The organism is Planctomyces sp. SH-PL62 (genome assembly GCF_001610895.1).
Taxonomy (GTDB): Bacteria; Planctomycetota; Planctomycetia; order Isosphaerales; family Isosphaeraceae; genus Paludisphaera.
Genome location: NZ_CP011273.1, coordinates 3203660 through 3223213, shown reverse-complemented (window position 1 = coordinate 3223213; position 19554 = coordinate 3203660). Strand labels below are relative to the sequence as shown.

Below are 19554 nucleotides of genomic sequence, written 5' to 3'. Positions count from 1 at the left end.
TTCTCTCTAGGGAGCCGCCGCCATGCCCCCGCCGATCCTGGCGATCCTGCTCGCCGCCGCGACGGCCGCGCTCGCCGACGAAGCGACGGCCCCCGACTATCAGGAGCGGGTCGCCCCCATCCTGAAGAAATACTGCGCCGGCTGCCACAACGACGACGACCTGGAAGGCGAATTCTCAGTCGACGGCTACGCCTCGATCCAGCGCGGGACCGAGCACGGCCCCGCGTTCCTCCCCGGCGACCCGCGGGGAAGCCTGATGCTCCGCCTGATGACCGGTGCCGCCAGGCCGGCGATGCCTCCCAAGGACGAGCCCAAGCCCACGGCCGAGGAGATCGCGACGATCGAAGCCTGGATCGCCTCTGGCGCGCGCGGGCCGGACGGCGCGGAGCCCTCGCGGCTCGCCCTGATCGTCCCCGAGATCCCCTCGCGCGGCGCGGTCCGGCCGATCGTCGCCATGGACGCCTCCCGCGACGGGCGCTGGACGGCCGTCGCCCGAGACACCGCCGTGACGCTTTACGAGGGGGTCGGCGAGTCGGCGATCGGCGGCGAGCGCCCGGGGAGGGCGATCGGGGAGTATCCCGGCAAGGTCACGGCCGTGCATTTCACCCCGGACGGGAAGCGGCTGGTCACGGCCTCCGGAGTCGCCGGCACGGGGGGCGTCGCCGCGATCTGGAACGTCGCCGACGGGGCCCTGATCCGGTCGTTCGAGGGCCACCGCGACCTCCTGTACGACGCCGAACTCTCGCCCGACGGGACGCGGCTCGCCACCTGCGGCTATGACAAGGTCGTCGAGATCCGCGACGCCGCCGCCGGTACGCTCCTGCGGACGCTGGAGGGGCACACCGGGGCCGTCTACGACGTGGCCTTCAGCCCCGACGGCCGCTTCCTCGTGAGCGCCAGCGCCGACGACACCTGCAAGGTCTGGCGAGTCGAGGACGGCCTGCGGATGGACACCCTGCCCCAGCCGCTCAAGGCCGAGTCCTGCTGCCTGTTCAGCCCGGACGGCCGATCGATCGTCGCCGCCGGGGCCGACAGCAACATCCGCGTCTGGCGGTTCGTCTCGCGCGAGAAGCCGGAGATCAACCCGATGGTCCTGGCGCGGTTCGCGCACGAAGGGGCGATCGTCCGGCTCGGCTTCTCGCCCGACGGCTCGACGCTGGTCTCGCTGGCCGAGGACCGGACGATCAAGGCCTGGCGTGCCGGCGATTACACCGAGATTCAGGCCTGGGGCGACCAGCCCGACGTGGCGACGGCCCTGGCCTTCTCGGCCGACGGCTCGACCTTCACCGTCGGCCGGATGGACGGCTCGACGGCGACGTACGCGCTCCCGGCCTCGCGATCGGACGTCGCCGTCGCGGCGGCTCCGCGCCCGCGTCCCGAGGCCGTCGCCCCCCAGGAAGCCGCCCCGGTCTTCGAAGCCGCCGAGCGCGAGCCCGACGACCATCCCGACCGCGCCTCGCCGATCCAGCTCCCCGCGCGGGTCACGGGCGTGATCACCGCCGCCGAGGGCGCCGGGGTCGACGCCGATCTCTATCGCTTCCCGGCCCGGGCCGGCGAGGAATGGGTCTTCGAGGTCGACGCCGCCCGCTCCGGCTCGAAACTGGACTCCTTCCTGGAAGTGCTCGACGGCCAGGGAAGGCGCGTCCCGAGGGTGGTCCTCCAGGCGGTGCGAGACTCCTACTTCACGTTTCGCGGCAAGAACGGGACCGAAATCGCCGACTTCCGGGTCTTCAACTGGGAGGAGATGGCGATCGACGACTATCTCTACGCCAACGGCGAGGTCGTCAAGCTTTGGCTCTTCCCTCGCGGGCCGGATTCGGGGTTCTTCGTCTATCCCGGCCGGGGGGATCGCTGGGGATTCTTCGACACCACTCCCCTGGCCCACGCGCTGAACGAGCCCTGTTACGTCGTCGAGCCCCACCCTCCGGGGACGAAGCTGCTCCAGAACGGGCTCCCCGTCTTCACCCTCCATTTCGAGAACGACGACGACGCCAGACGCGAGCTGGGCAAGGACTCCCGGCTGAACTTCACCGCGCCCGCCGACGGCGAATACCTCCTCAAGATCCGGGACGTGCGGGGCCTCCAGGGGCCCGAATTCCGGTACACCCTGACCGCCCGCCCTCGTCGGCCCGATTTCACCGTGGCCCTCGAAGGGGCGAACCCGACGGTGAGCCCGGGGATCGGCCGCGAGTTCAAGGTCTCCGCCCATCGGCTCGATGACTTCGAAGGCCCGATCCGGGTGGACTTCGAAGGGGTGCCGCCCGGCTTCCAAATCGCCTCGCCCCTTGTGATCGAGGCGGGCCAGCTCGACGCCTTCGGCGTCGTCTTCGCGGAACCGGGCGCGGCGCAGCCGACCGAAGAGGCGTCGAAGGGGATCAAGGTCACCGCCACCGCCCGGATCGGCGACCGGGAGATCGTCCACGAGGTCGGTTCGCTGGGGGCGATCAAGCTCGGCCCGGCCCCGAAGCTCAAGGTGGCGATCGTCCCCGACGAAGCCGCCGCGAAGCCCGCCGCCGACTCGCCCGACGCCCCCGCCGAGTTCGTCGTCGAGGCTGGTCGGACGATCGCGCTCAAGGTCGTGGTCGAGCGAGCCGATTTCCCGGGCCAGGTCCCGTTTGGGAACGAGGGCGCAGGGCGGAACCTGCCGTTCGGGACGTTCGTCGACGACCTCGGCCTCAACGGTCTTTTGGTCCTCGAAGGGCGGGCCGACCGGACGTTCTTCGTCACCGCGCACCGCGGCACGCCCGAGCAGGTCCGCCCGTTCCACCTCACGACGGCCGCGGCCGGCGGCGTTTCCAGCCGTCCCGTCCGGCTCCGCGTCGTCAGGCCGGCCGCCGAGACGGTCGCCGACGCGAAGGCGCGAACCCGGCGGACGGGAGAAGCCTCCGAGACTCCGTCAGGCCCTCGCGACGCCGACCGGTCGAAGCCCGACTAGTCCCCTCGGCCGCGATCCTGGTAAAATGGCCTGCGTCGGCGCCCTCGTGCGCACGCCCGCGGGCTCCTCCCCAGCGTCCGCGGTTCGCTCCTCCCACCGAGATCCCCAGACTTCCATGAATGCAGAATCCCGGAGCCCCTTGGGGTTCGGCGTCTCCTTCGAGGAACTTTACCGACGTTCGGGCCTGCTGCGGCTGGACGCCACCTTCCTGGACTATCTGATCGAGCGCGCCCCCGACCTGCACGCCCGGCTGGACCAGGCGCGCCGGGAGCCGTCGGCCCTGGAGCCGAAGCGGGCCTCGGAGCTGATCGTCGAGCTGGCCCCCCACGTCGAGGACTTCCTCGGCCGCCTGTTTGGGATCGAGGCCGAGCTGACGGCGTTGCAGGCCCGCCATTCGGAGCTGGCCCCCCTCCGCGCCGTGAAGCGGAAGTTCATCCAGCGCAAGCTCGTCGGCCGGACGGCCGAGCAGGCCCGCGAGATCGACGCGGCGACGGTGACCGCCGCGCTGGAGGCCTTCACGCTCTCGCCGTTCTCGGAGGCGAGCTACGCCGCGCACGTCGCCCGTTGGCTTGAGGACGAGGCCGGGCACGAGGCCCAGCTGCGGTTGGCGGCCGACTACGCCGTCTGGGCCGTGCTGACCCCCGAAGGCCGCGCCCGGCACAAGGACGGCGTCCTCTTCAAGCTGCCGCACAAGCTGGACGTGCTCCACCTCGTCCCGCACGACGAGACGGTCGTGGACGGCGCCCTCCAGTTCCTGCTGGAAGGGGGCCGCCACCGCCACCGCGACGGCTTCCACCTGACCGACCCGGGGACCGACCTCGCCGGCGCGCTCGACCAGGCCGGCTACTGCATCAAGTGCCACCACCAGGGCAAGGACAGCTGCTCGACCGGCCTGCGCGAGAAGACCGGCGCGTTCAAGCAGAGCGCCTTCGGCGTCCCGCTCGCGGGCTGCCCGCTCGGCGAGAAGATCTCCGAGATGAACGAGCTGAAGGGCCAGGGGAACCCGATCGGCGCGCTGGCCGTCGTCGTCGTCGACAACCCGATGACCGCCTCCACCGGCCACCGAATCTGCAACGACTGCATGAAGTCTTGCATCTACCAGAAGCAAGAACCGGTCGACATCCCCCAGGTCGAGACCCGCACCCTCAAGGACGTTCTGGAACTCCCCTGGGGTTTCGAGATCTACAGCCTGCTCACGCGCTGGAACCCGCTGAACTTCGAGCGGCCGTATCCCCGCGAGGAGACCGGGAAGAAGGTGCTGGTGGTGGGGCTGGGCCCGGCGGGATTCACGCTGGCGCACCACCTGATGAACGACGGCCACGCCGTCCTGGCGGTGGACGGGCTGAAGATCGAGCCGCTGGACGAGCGCGTCTCCGGGGTCGATCCGCTCGGTCGCCGGGTCCCGTTCGACCCGATCGTCGACGTGACGACCATCTACGAGCTGCTGGACCGCCGGGTGATGGCGGGGTTCGGCGGGGTCGCGGAGTACGGGATCACCGTCCGCTGGAACAAGAACTTCCTGAAGGTCGTCCGCCTGCTGCTGGAGCGTCGGGCCGAGTTCGCGATGTTCGGCGGGGTCCGCTTCGGCGGCACGCTGACCGTCGACGACGCCTTCGACATGGGGTTCGACCACATCGCGCTCTGCATGGGGGCGGGCCGCCCGACCGTCATCCCGATGAAGAACGGCCTGGCGCGAGGGGTCCGGCAGGCGTCCGACTTCCTCATGGCCTTGCAGCTCACCGGCGCGGCCAAGACGGAGTCGCTGGCGAACCTCCAGATCCGGATGCCGATCGTGGTGATCGGCGGCGGTCTCACCGCCATCGACACGGCGACCGAATCGCTCGCGTATTACGTGGTCCAGGTCGAGAAGTTCCTGGAACGTTACGAGGAGCTGGCCGCCGCCCACGGCGAGGGCCACGTCCGGGCGCACTGGGTCGGCGAGGAGTCGGAGGTGGCGGACGAGTTCCTGGCGCACGGCCGGGCCATCCGCGAGGAGCGCCGAACGGCCTCCCGCGAGGGACGCGAGCCGCGCCTGATCGACCTGCTCAACTCCTGGGGCGGGTCGACCGTGGCCTACCGGCGACGGCTGGTGGACGCGCCGAGCTACACGCTCAACCATGAAGAGATCACCAAGGCGTTCGAGGAAGGCATCCGGTTCGCCGAGCTGCTCGCGCCCGAGGAGGTGCTGATCGACGAGGGGGGCGCGGCCCTCGCCCTGCGGTTCCAGAAGCAGGCCGTCGACGAGGCGACCGGGCGGCCCTCGCCGAGCGGCGAATCCGTCGTGCTCCCTGCCCGCACGATCCTCGTCGCCGCCGGCACCCAGCCCAACACCGTCCTGGCCCGCGAGGACGAGCACAACGTCCGGGTCGACGGCCGCCACTTCCAGGCTCTCGACGAGGAGGGTCGCCCCGCGAAGCCGGAGCGGATCGCCAAGCCGGGCGCGGCGCACGTGCTCATGTCGATCCGGCCCGACGGCCGCGCCATGAGCTTCTTCGGCGACCTCCACCCGTCGTTCGCGGGGAACGTCGTCAAGGCGATGGCGAGCGCCAAGCAAGGCTACCCGATCGTCTCGCGGGCCCTGGCCCGGACGGCCCCCACCGAGCCCTCCGCCGTCGAGCTGACGGCCCGGCTCAACGACGAGCTGCGGACGGTGGTCCACGAGGTCATCCGCCTGACCCCCAACATCATCGAGGTCGTCGTCCGGGCGCCGATCGCCGCGCGGGCGTTCCGGCCGGGGCAGTTCTACCGGCTCCAGAACTTCGAGAGCCTGGCCGCGCGCACCGGCGGGACGGTCCTGGCGATGGAGGGCCTGGCGCTGACCGGCGCGTCGGTCGACCGCGAGCGGGGCCTGCTCTCGACGATCGTCCTGGAGATGGGAGGGTCGTCCGACCTCTGCGCCCTCCTCCAACCGGGCGAGCCCATCTGCCTGATGGGGCCGACCGGGGCGCCGACCGAGACGCCCGGCCAGGAGACCGTCCTGCTGGCGGGAGGCGGGCTCGGCAACGCGGTCTTGTTCTCGATCGGCCAGGCGCTCCGGGCCGCGGGCTCGCGGGTGCTCTACTTCGCCGGCTACAAGAAGATGATCGACCGCTACAAGGTCGAGGAGATCGAGAAGGCGGCCGACGTCGTCGTCTGGTGCTCGGACGAGGCGCCCGGCTTCACCCCCGGCCGGGTCCAGGACCGCTCCTTCGTGGGCAACATCGTCCGGGCGATGGCGGCCTACGCCGAGGGCGACCTGGGCGACGTGACCATCCCGATGGATCAGGTCGACCGGCTGGTGGTCATCGGCTCCGACGGCATGATGCGCGGCGTGCAGCAGGCCCGGCACAGCATCTTGCGCCCCTATCTGCGTCCGGATCATCGCGCCATCGGCAGCATCAACTCGCCGATGCAGTGCATGATGAAGGAGATCTGCGCCCAGTGCCTCCAGACCCATCAAGACCCGGTCACCGGCGTCGAGACGGTCGTCTTCTCCTGCTTCAACCAGGACCAGCCGCTCGACCACGTCCGGTTCGACAGCCTGAGGAGCCGGCTCTCGCAGAACAGCGTCCAGGAGAAGCTGACCAAGCTCTGGATCGACGAGCAGCTCCACGACCTCGGGCACCGCTCGCGGCCCGGCGCGGCCCCTCGCCCGAAGCCGTCCGCCCCGGTCCTCCCCGGCGCCTGAGCCGGGGGGGCGATTTCAGGGCGAGGGGGGGAGCATGCCCCGGATGGAGTCGAGCGTGTCGGCCTCGTCCGCGGGCTTGTCCTGACGCCAGCGGAGGATCCGAGGGAAGCGGACGGCGAGCCCCGACTTGTGGCGGGGCGAGCGCTGGATCCCCTCGAAGGCCAGCTCGAAGACGAGTTCCGGCTTGACGGTGCGGACCGGGCCGAACTTCTCCACCATGTTGCGGCGGATGAAGGCGTCGACCCGGGCGATCTCGGCGTCGGTGAGCCCGGAGTAGGCCTTGGCGAACGGGACCAGGCGGCGGTCGTCGTCCCAGACGCTGAACGTGTAGTCGGTGTAGAGGCTGGCCCGCTTGCCGCTCCCCCGCTGCGCCGCGGTGAGCACGGCGTCGACGGTGAACGGGTCGACCTTCCACTTCCACCAGTCGCCCCGCTTGCGGCCGACGTGGTACGGCGAGCCGATCCGCTTGAGCATCAGCCCCTCGGCCTGTCGCGACCGAGACTCCTCGCGGGCGGCGGCGAGCCCGGCCCACGTGGTCGCGACGACCGCCGGCGAGAGGATCAGGCGGCCGGGCTGGGCGACCCGGTCGACCACCTCGGCCAGCCTCGCCCGGCGGACCTCGAACGGTTCGGCGCGGAGGTCGCGGCCCTCGAATTCGAGGAGGTCGTAGGCGATCAGGACGACGGGGATCTCGGCCAGGATCGTCTTGCCTACCGTCTTCCGGCCGATCCGCCGCTGGAGCTGCGCGAACGGCAGGGGGACGCCGTCGCGATACGGCAGGATCTCGCCGTCGATCGCCGTCCCTTCGGGGAGGAACGCGCCAAGGGTCGCCAGCTCGGGATAGCGGTCGGTCACCAGCTCCTCGCCGCGAGACCAGAGGAACGTGTCGCCACCCCGGCGGATCAACTGGCAACGGATGCCGTCCCACTTCCACTCGGCCTGCCAGTCCTCGACGGGGCCGAGGGCCTCGGGCTCTCCTTCGATCCCGTGGGCCAGGCAGAACGGATAGGGGCGGCTGTGGTCCGCGTCGGTGGCGTCCGGGGCGAGCAGCCGCGTGAGGAACCGGGCGTCGGGCTCCCAATCCCCCATCAGGCGATGGGCGACCACGGCCGGCTCGATCCCCCCCACCTTCGCCAGCGCGCGGGTCACCAGTTGCTGCGAGACGCCGACCCGGAACCCGCCGCTGATCAGCTTGTTCCAGACGAACCGCTGGGGGCGGTCCATCGCCCGCCAGGCGTCGAGCAGGGCGGCCCGCTGGTCGGCCTCGTCGGCCCCCCGCAGCGGGAGGAGCCGATTCTCGACCCACTCGGCCAGGGGGAGGTCGGTGGACCGTTTCGAGGGGGGGAGCAGCAGGGCCACGGTCTCGGCCACGTCCCCCACGGCGTCGTACGACTCCTGGAACAGCCAGTCGGCCACGCCCGCCTCGCGCGCCGCCCATTCGCGGAGCTTCCGGGACGGGACCACCTGCTTCGGCTTCCGGCCGATCAGGAAGTAGACCGCCCAGGCGGCGTCGGCCGGCGGGGCCTGCTCGAAGTAGCGGGTCAGGGCCTCGACCTTCTCGGTGGTCCGGGTCGTCTCGTCGAGCGTCGCGTAGAGCCGCGCGAAATCCCTCATGAGTCCTCCCCGGCGTCGATCGCGAGCCCGGCCTCGGCGGCGTCGAGGTCCTGCATCTCCTCGGTTTCGGCGTCGAGCTCCTCCCCCTCGGCTCGGTCCTGGGCGTCCCCTTCGCCCTCGTAGCGGGTGGCCAGGACCTCGGCGTCGAGCCCCTGCTCGCGGAGGTGGCGGACGACGACGGCGGTGTAGCCGTGGGTGACCAGGACGCGGCCCGCCCCGGTCGCCTCGATCGCGCCGAGCAGCCCGGGCCAGTCGACGTGGTCGGAGAGGACGAAGCCACGGTCGAGGGCCTTGCGACGGCGGGTGCCCCGGATCGTCATCCAGCCCGAGGCGATCCCGGTCGAGAGCGGGCCGAACTTGCGGGCCCAGGGGGTCCCGTGCGCCGAGGGGGGGGCGACGACCATCGCCCCGGCCCAGCTCTTGCCCCGCGCGGCGGCCCCGGCGTACTCGGTGGGCGGCAAGGGCACGCCTCCTTCGCGATACGCGCGGTTGAGCTTCTCGACGGCCCCGTGGGTGTAGATCGGCCCGAGGCTCGGGTCGAGGCCCGACAGCAGCCGCTGGGACTTGCCCAGGGCGTAGGCCAGCAGCAGGCTGGCCCTCCCCGCGTCGCGGTTCGCCCGCCACCAGGCGTTGATCTCGTCGAACACGTCCCGCTGCGAGGGCCATCGGTAGATCGGCAGGCCGAACGTCGACTCGGTCACGAAGACGTGGCAGGCGACCGGCTCGAAGGGGGTGCAGGTGGCGTCGGGCTCCACCTTGTAATCGCCCGAGACGACCCAGACCTCTCCTCGATGCTCCAGGCGCACCTGCGACGATCCCAGGATGTGCCCCGCCGGGTGGAGCGAGACCCGCACCCCCCCGATCGTGACGGCCTCGCCGAAGGGCATCGCGTCGACGACGGCGTCTCGCCCCATCCGAACCTGGAGCACCCCGGCCCCCTCGGCGGAGGTGAGGTAGCGTTCGCAGCCCCAGCAGGCGTGGTCGGCGTGGGCGTGCGTGACCACCGCCCGGGGGACGGGCCGCCAGGGGTCCACGAAGAAATCGCCGGCCTCGCAGTACAGGCCGAGATCGGTCGGTCGGAGCAGGTCGTCGGGCTTCATCGTCCTCGATTTCCAGGGGCCCACCCCGGTCGACCGGCCTCGACGCGAGGCCGTCCGCTCGGAGATCGGTGGGGGGACGGCCCCTCGATCACTCCCCGCTGCCCCCCTCCTCGTCCTCGTCCGGCGTCTCCTTGATGGGGGTGTTCTGGTCCAGGACCAGTTCCCAGCCCCCGTCGCGGAGGGCGAAGACGAGCGTGAGCAGGCTCTTGCGCCGCACCGGCGGGCCGTCGTCCGGGTCGTCGCGGTAGTCGAGCAGGAGGGTCGCGACGCCGAGGCTGTGGGCGTCCATCGCCGTGACCAGCGACACGTCCATCGTCCAGGACATCGAGGAGAACCAGGCCTGGTGGATCCGGGCGAATTCGGCGGCGGTGCGGATGACGCGACCGCTCGCGGTGATCAGGGTGAGGCTGTCCGGCGACACCGTCCCCATCAGGGTCGCCAGGTCGCGCCCCTGGAGGGCCTGCAGGTGGATGGTCAGGGTTTCTCGAAAGGTCATGAGGCCACCCCATCGTCGTAGGATCGCGATCGCGCGGCGGATCGTACTCGCCGCACCTCCTCCACGCAAGCCTCGCGCCGGATCGGCCGGAAACCGCGGGACGAGGTGCGTCGACGAGGAGCCGCTTGCGGGGCGGTTCGGCCTCCGCGAGAATGACGGTCCGTCGTCCTTCCCGTCGAGTCGCGCCGTGTCCGCCCCGCTCCAGCAAGGAACCACCGTGATCGTCGTACAACCTTCTCTGGCGAAGAGGTGCCTGGCCGAATTCGCGGGCACGTTCATCCTGATCTTCCTCGGTCTCGGCGTCGTGCATACGTCGGTCCTCACCGGGGCCCAGAGCGGCCTCTGGCAGGTCGCCGTGGTCTGGGGCGCGGCGGTGACGCTGGCGATCTACGTCGTGGGCGGGGTGAGCGGCGCCCACATCAACCCGGCCATCTCGGCGGCCCTCGCGGCCTGGGGGCGGTTCCCCTGGCGTGAGGTCGTGCCGTACGTCCTGGCGCAGACGGCCGGGGCGTTCGCGGCGGCGGCCCTGCTGTTCGTCCTGTTCAACCCCTACCTGAAGGAGCGCGAGCGGGAGAAGGGGGTCGAGCGCGGCGGGCCCGGCAGCGAGATCACGGCGATGTGCTACGGCGAGTTCTTCCCCAGCCCGGGGCCGCTCTCGAACTCGGAAGGCCCCTACTCGCTGGACGAACACCAGCGGATCAACGCCTTCGTCCCCGAGTCGTCGGCCTTCCTGGGCGAAGTCGTGGGGACGATGCTGCTGGCGATGGTGGTCGTGGCCGTGACCGACCCCCGCAACTCCGAGAGGCCCGCGGCCGGCATGGCGCCGGCGTTCATCGGCCTGACGGTCGCGGCGCTGGTGTCGATCTTCGGGCCGCTCACCCAGGCGTGCTTCAACCCGGCGCGCGACGTCGGCCCCCGGCTCTTCGCCATGCTCGCCGGCTGGGGGACCGCCGCCCTCCCCCGGGGGACGGGCGTCGTCACGGTCTACGTCCTGGCCCCGATCCTGGGCGCGATCATCGGCGCGGGGCTCTACGACCGCCTCCTGAAGGCCCCGGACGACGAGCCGAGAACCACGCCCGACGCCTGAGCCATCCCCCCCCGGCGGGGTCGCGCCCGCCGCGTCCCCCCTCTCCTCCAGACCCCGCCCCCCTTTGCAGGACGAAGAGGTCCGATGATCGCCTCATTTCCAATCGCGTCGACGCGTCGTCCGGCCCGCCCCACCCGAAGCGCGTCGCGGCGGCGACGGCCTGCGTTGGACGCGCTCGAGCCCCGTCACCTCCTCGCGAATCCCGGGCTGACGCTGAACATCCTGGCCGACTCGATCGCCGCGAACGCCGGCCCTGGGGCGACCAGCGGGACGGTCACGCGCGGCGTCGCCGACGTCGCCCGGCATTTGACCGTCACCCTGACCAGCTCCGCCCCGGACGCCGCCGCCGTGCCGGGCTCGGTCGTGATCCCGGCCGGCCAGGTCTCGGCGAGCTTCTCCGTCGACGCCGTGATCGGCGATCCGACGCCCGGCAGCCGGGTCGTCACGATCACGGGCTCCGCCGCGATCGACGGCGTCTTCGGCAGGGACCCCTCCTTCGCCCCCGCGACGCTGGGTTTCGGAGTGAGCGCGGTCACGACGCAGGCCGACGGGAAGATCGTCGCGGCGGGGACGTACCACGCCGTCGCCTCGGACTCCAGCAGCTTCGCCGTCCAAAGGTACAACGCCGACGGCACGCCCGACGCGAGCTTCCGCGACGGGGGCGCGGCCGTCCTCGGGAAGGCCGGGCGGACCATGACGGCGAAGGCCGTGGCGGTCCAGCCCGACGGCAAGATCATCGTCGGCGGTTCCTACCAGGACCAGGGCGATTCGAGCTGGAATATGCAGCTCGCCCGCCTCACCGCCGACGGTCAGCTCGATCCCTCGTTCGGGGACGGCGGCTGGGTAAGCCTGATTCCCACCCCGGGCTCCTATAACGAAATCTGGGCGCTGGCCGTGGCCGCCGACGGGAAGATCCTGATCGGCGGCAACGTCTCGAACGCCGGGACCTACGCCGACTTCGCCGTCGTCCGGCTGGACCCGACCGGGACGCTCGACGCGACCTTCGGGGACGGCGGGTACGCCACGACGAGCTTCGCCGTCGGCGGAGATCGCGGCTTCGGCCTGGCGGTGCAACCGGACGGCAAGATCCTCCTGGCTGGCGAGAGCTTCGGGGGCAATTCGACCTCGAACTTCGCGGTCGCCCGCTGGACGGCCGACGGTCGGCTCGACCCGACTTTCGGCTCCGGCGGCAAGGTCCAGACCGACGTCCCCGGCGAATTCGATCAGGCGAGCGGCCTCGCCCTCCAGGCGGATGGGAAAATCGTCGTCGCCGGTTCTGCCGGGGGCGACCTCGCCCTGGTCCGTTACACGACGTCCGGCGCCCTGGACGAGGCTTTCGGCGCGGGCGGGATCGTCGTGAAGGACCTCGGCGGGGACGACTGGGCCTCCTCCGTGGTGGTCCAGGGCGACGGCAAGATCGTCGTCGGCGGGGCCTCGGCGCTGGGACCCGTCTCCCGGTTCGACGCGAACGGCGCCTATCTCGAATCGGTCTCCGGCGACGAGGTCGTCGCGATGGCCCTCCAGCCCGGCGGCCGGATCGTCGTCGCGGGGGCCGGCCGCCTCGACGCCTACGCCGGGGCGTCCCTCGTCACCGCCGTCGACACGCTGACCGTGATCGGGGCCAGGGCGGCGGCCCCCTCGGCCGTCTGGACCCAGCGCGGGGGCGACGCCGGGCACACCAGCTACGTCGACGCCCGGATCGACGCGAGCGGCATCGAACTCGCCTGGAGCCGGCCGCTGACCTACGACGCGAACGGGAGCTGGGCCCAGTCGGGGAATCGTGCGGTCGCGATCGACGAGATGCACGTCTACCGGACGGACCTGGACGGCTACTGGGCCTCCGGCGACTATCACATCATCGCCTACGACCTGAAGACCGGAGCCGAGGTCTGGAACCAGATCCTCGTCGGCAACGGTCCCGTCAGCGCCCCCTCGGTCGTCGACGGCAAGGTCTACGTCAACCGATCGGGCCACTCCGGCATCTCGGGCGGGACCGAGGACGACCAGCCGTGGCTGTACGTGCTCGACGCCCGCACCGGCGCGATCATTCGTCGCCAGACCTACTCCGCGCAGTGGGGGTCCGACGAGCGGCCGGCGATCGAAGGCGATCAACTCGTCGCCTACGACGGCTATTACGGCGGCTTCAGCGCGTGGACGACCTCGACCCTCGCCCGGCGATGGAACAATCCGGGCCCGCAGCTCGAAAACCCGATGGCCGCGTTCGACAGCCAGTACATCTACGCCTACGACAATCGGGTGTACTCGCGTTCGACGGGCGCCCAGGTGGGGAACGTCGCGGCGCCGGCGGGGATGTCCTGGATCGGGTCGCCGGTCGTCTCGGACGCGGGGCGGCTGCTGTTCGACGTGCGCGACTCCGAGCACTATGCGACCCGGTTCGGCGTCTCGTCCTACGACGCCCAGACCCGGACGCCCCTTTGGACCGTGCTCCTGCCGGCGGCCCCGACGGGCAAGGCGGTCGGCGACGGCGTGGTCGCCGTGGTCGCGGGGACGCAGCTCATCCTCCTCGACGAGACGACCGGCGACCGGATCGGCGGCTGGGACGCGCCCGAGGCCCTGAATCCCGAGATCGTCCTGACCCGAAGCCACGCCTTCGTCCAGACCTCGACCGACTCCTACTCGCGCGTTTACGCGATCAACCTCGCGACCGGGCGGGCGGAGTGGAGCTACGAGAACCGAAACCGGGGCGAGTCCGGCGCCACCTTCATGGAGATGGCGTTCGGAGGCGGCCGGCTCCTGCTGAGCCACGACGCCTTCGTGACGGCGTTCGCCGCGCCCGAGGCCCTGGACGCGGCCCCCGTCGCCGCCGACGACTCCTTCGCCACGGCCCAGGGTTCCTCGCTGGCCATCGCCGCCCCCGGCCTGCTTCACAACGACGGCGACGCCGACGGCGATTCGTTGACCGTCGCCCTGATCGGCGTCCCGGCCCACGGCGCGGTCGCCCTCGCCCCGGACGGCTCGTTCGTCTACACGCCGGCTCCGGGCTTCGCCGGCGTCGACCGCTTCCGATACATGACGACCGACGGGCGTTCCCGTTCCAACGTCGCGACCGTCACCATCGTGGTCGACGCCACCCCGGCCGCCGCGGGCCGCGGGGTCTCGCTGGTGCAAGGCGGATCGAAGCCGATCACCCTGACGGCGACCGATCCCGAGGGGGCGTCCCTGACCTACACCGTCGCCGTCGGCCCCGCGCACGGGACGCTCTCCGGCTCCGGCCCGAATCTGGTCTATACGCCCCATGCCGGCTACACGGGCCCCGACCACTTCACGTTCGCGGCCTCCGACGGCCGATCCACGAGCGTCCCGGCGACCGTGACGATCCTCGTCAAGCCGGCCCTCGCCGTCGCCTGGAACGCCCCCGCCGCCATCGTCTACGGCACGCGACTGGGCTCCTCGCAGCTCAACGCCTCGGCGAACATCGCCGGCGCGTTCGTCTACACGCCGGCCGCCGGGACGGTCCTGGGAGCCGGGACGGGCCGGGTCCTGACCGCTCGCTTCGTCCCGACTGACCCGGATTATGGGGCGACCTGGGTTCAGACCCGGATCGACGTCCTGAAGGCGACGCCGACGATCACCTGGGCCAAACCGGCGGCGATCACCTACGGGACGCCCCTGGGCGGATCGCAACTGAACGCGGCAGCGTCCGCGCCCGGCGCGTTCCGCTACTCGACGGCCCCGGGGACGATCCTGTCGGCGGGCTCCAGTCGGCCGCTGACCGCCGTCTTCACCCCGGCCGATCCTGCGAACTACAGGACCGCGACCTGCTCCACGACGATCGACGTGCGGAAAGCCGTGCTTACCGTCATCCCCACGAACCTGGACATGGGCCGCGGCGACCCCGTGCCGGGGTTCCCCTACGCCATCTCCGGGTTCGTCGCGGGCGAGTCCGTCTGGACCATCACCGGGGCCCCCGTCCTGACCACGACCGCCACGAGTTCCAGCGCCGCGGGACGGTACCCGATCACGGCCGCGATCGGCACCCTGGCCGCCGCCGACTACGACTTCCAGTTCGCCCCGGGCGTTCTGACGGTCCATCCCCGGGTCCTCGACGTCCGGGTCCGCTGGGGCTCGCGGTCGATGTCCCTTCTCGGCCTCGATCGCAATCTGCCGTTCGTGAATCTCACGGGGATCGACGTCGTGTTCTCCGACGACGTGAATCCGGGCCTCGCCGACCTGAAGCTCACGAGCGCCGCCACGGCGGGCAGGTCGTACGGCTTCAGCGGCGTCGGCTTCAACCCGAACACCCACACCGCGACCTGGGCCCTGCCGACGGCGCTGGGGGTCGACCGCCTGATGCTGGCGCTCGACGAGGGCGTGGGCGCCCGGGTCGACCCCGCAATCTCGACCTGGCCCCTCGGTCCGGTCGGGTTCGGCGTCCTGCCGGGCGACGTCGACGGCGATGGGCGAGCGACCGCCACGGACCAGAATTACTACAGGAGGCCGCCGGCGGGCCTCCGTTCGTGGATGGACCTGGACGGCGACGGGGACGTGGACAGGGCCGACCGAGATTCCAGACGGGCGCCCGTCCGGCCCGCCCCCCCGCGTCGCCCGCCGGTGACGTCGCCGAGGCCGAGGCCGACGTGGATGCGTTGAGCCGCCCGCCTGGTCGCGCCGGCCGCATCCGGCCGAGCGTCGGTGATTTCCGAGAACCACTCGTACGCCCGCCGCTCGCCTTCCCTGGGGGAGGTCGGCGCCGGGACCTCGCGTCCTCGCGGCGCCGCCCCTGAAGAAATCGGGGAATCCGGTTACACTCGATCTCCGGTTCGATCGGGGTCCAGGGCGGAGGCGAGATGAGGAAGAAGAAGCGGTTCGATTGGTTCCTGCCGGGCATGCTGCTCTCGGTGGCGCTGGCGTTCGCGTTCCCGGGGCCGGGGGCGAGCGGGGGCTGGCTCCACCCGGAGCTGCTCACCAAGGCGGGCGTGGCCCTGATCTTCTTCCTCCACGGCGTCGCGCTCTCCTTCGGGGCGCTGAAGGCCGGGGCGTTCCAGTGGCGGCTGCACCTGCTGGTGCAAGCGGCGACGTTCGGGCTCTTCCCGATCCTCGGCCTGATCTTGCTGAAGGTCGCGGGGGGGGTGACCTCGCCGAGCATCCACCTGGGATTCTTCTACCTCTGCGCGCTGCCGTCGACCGTCTCGTCGTCGGTGGCGATGACCGCCGCGGCGAAGGGGAACGTGCCGGCGGCGGTCTTCAACGCGACCCTCTCCAGCCTGATCGGCGTCGCGGCCACGCCGGCCCTGATGGCCTGGTACATGGGAAGCTCGGGGGCCGGGACCCAGCCGCTCGACGGCGTGATCCTCGACCTGCTCCTCTGGCTCGTGCTCCCCCTGGTCGTCGGCCAGCTCTCGCGGCGATGGCTCGCGGAATGGGCCTGGCGGAACAAGACGACGATCGACGTCGTCGACAAGGTCACGATCCTGATCCTCGCCTACACCTCGTTCTGCGACTCCGTGGCGATGAACGTCTGGGGCGGCCACGGCGTCGACGCGGCCTGGACGTTCGTCGGCGCCCTGATCCTGTTCTACCTCGTCATGGGAGCGGTGGGCGCGGCGTGCGACCTGCTCGGCTTCCCCGCCGAGGACCGCATCGCCGCCGTCTTCTGCGGCTCGAAGAAGACCCTGGCCTCGGGCGTCCCGATGGCCCAGATCATGTTCGGCGAATCGCCCATGCTGGGCCTCATCCTCCTGCCGATCATGGTCTACCACCCCATGCAGCTCTTGATCTGCGGCGTCCTCGCCGACCGCTGGGGCCGCAGGCCCGCGACGACGCCGGCCGCCGCAGCGACCGAGCCGTCGTCGGGATGAGGGCGAGCCGCCCCCCCCGCGAAGGGGGGAGGCGGGGTTCGCAAGTCAGCCGATCTTCGCCGGGACGACGAAGGGGGCGCGGTAGGGGCGGGTGAGGAGGGCGTCGGCCTCGGAGTCGTCGACGAACGACTCGGTGGCCGGGTTGATATGGAGCTTGCGACCCAGGCGGTAGGCGATGTTGCCCAGGTGGCAGTAGGCGCTCGACAGGTGGCCTTCCTCGATGTCCGCGTTGAGGATCTTGGGGTCGCGGGCGCGGACGGCCTGGAGGAAGTTGGCGTAGTGGTCGCCCCCTCCCTTGCCCCCTTCGCCGGGCTCCAGGTTGGGGCCGAAGAAGGTGCTCCAGGTGTTGTAGCCGCTGATCGCCAGCACCCCCTCGGTGCCGTAGAAGATGTTGCCGATCTTCACGTCCAGCTCGGGGTTGGTGACGAGGCCGCGGACCTCGAACTGGAGCTCGGCGTCGTCGAACTCGAAGAGGGTGGCGAGGGTGTTGGGGGTCTCGCCGTCGTCCTTGTAGCCGAACCGCCCGCCGGAGGACATGACGGCCTTCGGGAACTCCTGCTTGCCCAGGCCCCAGCGGGCGACGTCCATCTGGTGGATGCCCTGGTTGCCCAAGTCGCCGTTGCCGTAGTCCCAGAACCAGTGCCAGTTGTAGTGGAAGCGGTTGGGGTTGAACGGCCGCTCGGGGGCGGGGCCGAGCCAGATGTCGTAGTCGACCCCCGCCGGGATCGGGCCGTCGGGCTTCTGGCCGATCGAGCCGCGGGGCTTGTAGCAGAGCCCCTTGGCCATGTAGACCTCGCCGAGCTTGCCCGAGCGGACGAAGGCGACGGCGTCCTGGACGGCCTTGTGGCTGCGGCACTGGGTGCCGGTTTGGACGATCCGGTTGTAGTGGCGGGCGGCGTCGACGATCCGCCGGCCTTCCGACACGTTATGGCTGACGGGCTTCTCGACGTAGACGTCCTTGCCCGCCTGGCAGGCCCAGATGGCCGCCAGCGCGTGCCAGTGGTTGGGCGTGGCGATGGAGACGACGTCGATATCCTTGTCTTCCAGGAGCTTGCGGATGTCCTGGTAGTACTTCGGCGGCGACTTGGGGTCGAGCTTCTCCAGGTGCTTCCGGGCGCCGCCGGTGACGTTCTCGTCGATGTCGCAGATCGCCGTGACCTTGACGTTCGGCTGCCGGCTGAAGCCGTCGACGTGGTCCATCCCCCGGCCCTTGACGCCGACGACGGCCACGCGGATCGTCTCGTTGGCGCTCGGTTTGGCGGCGTCGCCGGGTGCGGGGGCGTCCTCGGCGCCGGCCAGGGCCCGGCTCGCGGGCAAGGCGGCGAAGGCCGCCGCCAGGGTCGCCGTGTCGTGGAGGAAGTGACGTCGGTTCCGCTCGCGCATGGTGTGCGCCTCCACCGGGGATAGAAGGGCAACGGTCGAATTCGGATGTCGGGACGGTCGGGCCCGATTGTAGGGCGCCCCTCGGGCCGTCGCCACAACTCCCCCCGGGCGGCATGCGATTTCCGCCGCGGCCGGCCTCAGCGAAGTTTCTCCAGGAGCTTCTGCAAGGCGTCGGCCTCGCGGCCCTCGCCGATGGCCTGGAGGCAGGCGATGAGGCCCTGGAGCGCGTCGAAGAACGGGCGGTTGGGGGCCCGATCGCGGGGGAGCCGGCCGTCCAGGTCTTCCGGCAGGGTGCGGTGGACGAGCTCGAACGCGTAGCCATAGTGGCCCTGCGCGAGCCTCGGGTCCCGGAACTCCTTCAGCGCCAGATCGCCGAGGGCGACGTGGACCCACAGGTTGTCCGGGCAGCCTTCCAGAGCGAAGCGGAGGGCGTCGCGAGCCTCGTCCGGGTCGCCGGCCTTCCAGATTTCCAGCCCCTCCTGGTAGTCGAGATCGGTCTCCTCGACGCACGCGGGATGGACCAGCTCGTAAATCCCCTCGTCGACGCGACGGAGGCCGATGGGGCTCTGCCGGGGGCTGCCGGGGCGGGGGCCGATCGGACCCCTGGGCCCCTTCCTGGGGCCGGGGCCGGGACCTCCGGGTCGACGCCGGCCGGGACCGCCGGGGCGGGGTCGGGGGCCGTCGGATCGCGGGCCGTTCGGCGGGTTCGAAGGATCCTTGGGATGTCCGTTGGAAGGCGTCATGAGGGTTTCCGTTCGGAGAATCCGAGCTGTTCGAGGACCTCGGCGAGGTCCTCGAACGAGGGGACGAAGCGGGCCTCGCCGATCCAATCCCCGCGCTCGCGGCGGTGGCCGACGGCCAGCCGGGGGAGGCCGGCGGCCGAGGCGGCGGCCAGGCCCTCGGGGGAGTGCTCGACGGCGATCGCGTCGGCGGGCGCCGCGCCCAGCCGCTCCAGGGCGAGGAGGTAGGCGTCGGGCGCGGGCTTGGGCGCCGCCTCGTCCTCCTTGGCGACGATCAGCTCGACGGCGTCGGCCAGCCCCGCGGCGTCCAGGAACGCCTCGACGTTCTCCCGCCAGGTGGTCGAGACGACGGCGAGCCGGGCGCGGCCGGAGAGGGCGCGGAACAGCTCGGCGACGCCGAGGTAGATCCGGGGGTGGAGACGGATCATCTGGACGGTCAGGTCCTGCTTCTTGCGGACCCAGCCCTCGACGTCGGCCTCGTCGAGCCCGCGCGCGGCGAACAGCTCGGCCGCGAAGGCGCGGTCGTCCATCTCCGCGGAGGGGGCGGCAGCCTCGTCGGCCAGCTCCCATCCCATGCGGATCAGCGTGCGCTGCCAGGCGGCGACGTGGTAGTTTTCGGTGTCGGCGATCACGCCGTCGAAGTCGAAGAGAACGGCGGTTGGTGGCATGACAGGTCGCGCGGGGTCGTCGGGGAGAGCGGGAATCGCCGCCGA

General features: G+C 71.4%; 11 protein-coding genes. 5 read left to right on the top strand and 6 right to left on the bottom strand.

Features of this window, described 5'->3' with window-relative positions; genetic code table 11:
• Window positions 1-22: 22 nt before the first annotated feature.
• Both VT85_RS12485 and VT85_RS12480 read left to right on the top strand, forming a co-directional pair.
• On the top strand, window positions 23-2935 hold the full coding sequence (locus VT85_RS12485; RefSeq protein ID WP_068415445.1) for a c-type cytochrome domain-containing protein: 2913 nt from the start codon (window positions 23-25) through the stop codon (window positions 2933-2935).
• A 115-nt stretch (window positions 2936-3050) separates the two neighbouring features.
• Window positions 3051-6602 carry an FAD-dependent oxidoreductase gene (locus tag VT85_RS12480; protein WP_068415442.1) on the top strand — a complete coding sequence of 1184 codons (3552 nt, stop codon included), beginning with the start codon at window positions 3051-3053 and terminating at the stop codon, window positions 6600-6602.
• Window positions 6603-6617: 15 nt separating this feature from the next.
• Here VT85_RS12480 and VT85_RS12475 read toward each other — a convergent pair whose 3' ends face one another.
• The 3 genes from VT85_RS12475 to VT85_RS28485 all read right to left on the bottom strand — a co-directional run bounded on the left by VT85_RS12475 (window position 6618) and on the right by VT85_RS28485 (window position 9812).
• Window positions 6618-8216, bottom strand: coding sequence for an ATP-dependent DNA ligase (locus tag VT85_RS12475; protein WP_068415439.1), 1599 nt, complete (start codon window positions 8214-8216; stop codon window positions 6618-6620).
• The gene (locus VT85_RS12470) at window positions 8213-9316 is read right to left on the bottom strand and encodes a ligase-associated DNA damage response exonuclease (RefSeq protein WP_068415434.1); all 1104 of its coding nucleotides are present in this window, start codon (window positions 9314-9316) and stop codon (window positions 8213-8215) included. Before VT85_RS12470 ends, VT85_RS12475 begins: the two co-directional genes overlap by 4 nt.
• Window positions 9317-9404: 88 nt before the next feature.
• A complete protein-coding gene (locus VT85_RS28485) occupies window positions 9405-9812 on the bottom strand; it encodes a YybH family protein (protein ID WP_068415433.1) in 408 nt (135 codons plus the stop codon).
• A 217-nt stretch (window positions 9813-10029) separates the two neighbouring features.
• Here VT85_RS28485 and VT85_RS12460 point away from each other — a divergent pair, with 217 nt between their 5' ends.
• The 3 genes from VT85_RS12460 to VT85_RS12450 all read left to right on the top strand — a co-directional run bounded on the left by VT85_RS12460 (window position 10030) and on the right by VT85_RS12450 (window position 16718).
• On the top strand, window positions 10030-10899 hold the full coding sequence (locus VT85_RS12460) for an MIP/aquaporin family protein (protein ID WP_068415432.1): 870 nt from the start codon (window positions 10030-10032) through the stop codon (window positions 10897-10899).
• A 165-nt stretch (window positions 10900-11064) separates the two neighbouring features.
• Window positions 11065-15510 carry an Ig-like domain-containing protein gene (locus VT85_RS12455; protein ID WP_068415428.1) on the top strand — a complete coding sequence of 1482 codons (4446 nt, stop codon included), beginning with the start codon at window positions 11065-11067 and terminating at the stop codon, window positions 15508-15510.
• A gap of 197 nt (window positions 15511-15707) precedes the next feature.
• Window positions 15708-16718 (top strand): bile acid:sodium symporter family protein, encoded by a 1011-nt coding sequence (locus VT85_RS12450; protein WP_068415425.1) that lies wholly within the window; start codon window positions 15708-15710, stop codon window positions 16716-16718.
• 45 nt (window positions 16719-16763) lie between these two features.
• Here the strand turns inward: VT85_RS12450 and VT85_RS12445 are convergent, their stop codons facing one another.
• The 3 genes from VT85_RS12445 to VT85_RS12435 form a co-directional block, all read right to left on the bottom strand.
• Entirely contained in the window at window positions 16764-18101 is a 1338-nt protein-coding gene (locus tag VT85_RS12445; protein WP_068415422.1) for a Gfo/Idh/MocA family protein, read from the bottom strand.
• Between the two features lie 137 nt (window positions 18102-18238).
• The gene (locus tag VT85_RS12440; RefSeq protein WP_156512840.1) at window positions 18239-18844 is read right to left on the bottom strand and encodes a tetratricopeptide repeat protein; all 606 of its coding nucleotides are present in this window, start codon (window positions 18842-18844) and stop codon (window positions 18239-18241) included.
• Window positions 18841-19509, bottom strand: coding sequence for an HAD family hydrolase (locus tag VT85_RS12435; RefSeq protein WP_068415419.1), 669 nt, complete (start codon window positions 19507-19509; stop codon window positions 18841-18843). Before VT85_RS12435 ends, VT85_RS12440 begins: the two co-directional genes overlap by 4 nt.
• Window positions 19510-19554: the final 45 nt, after the last annotated feature.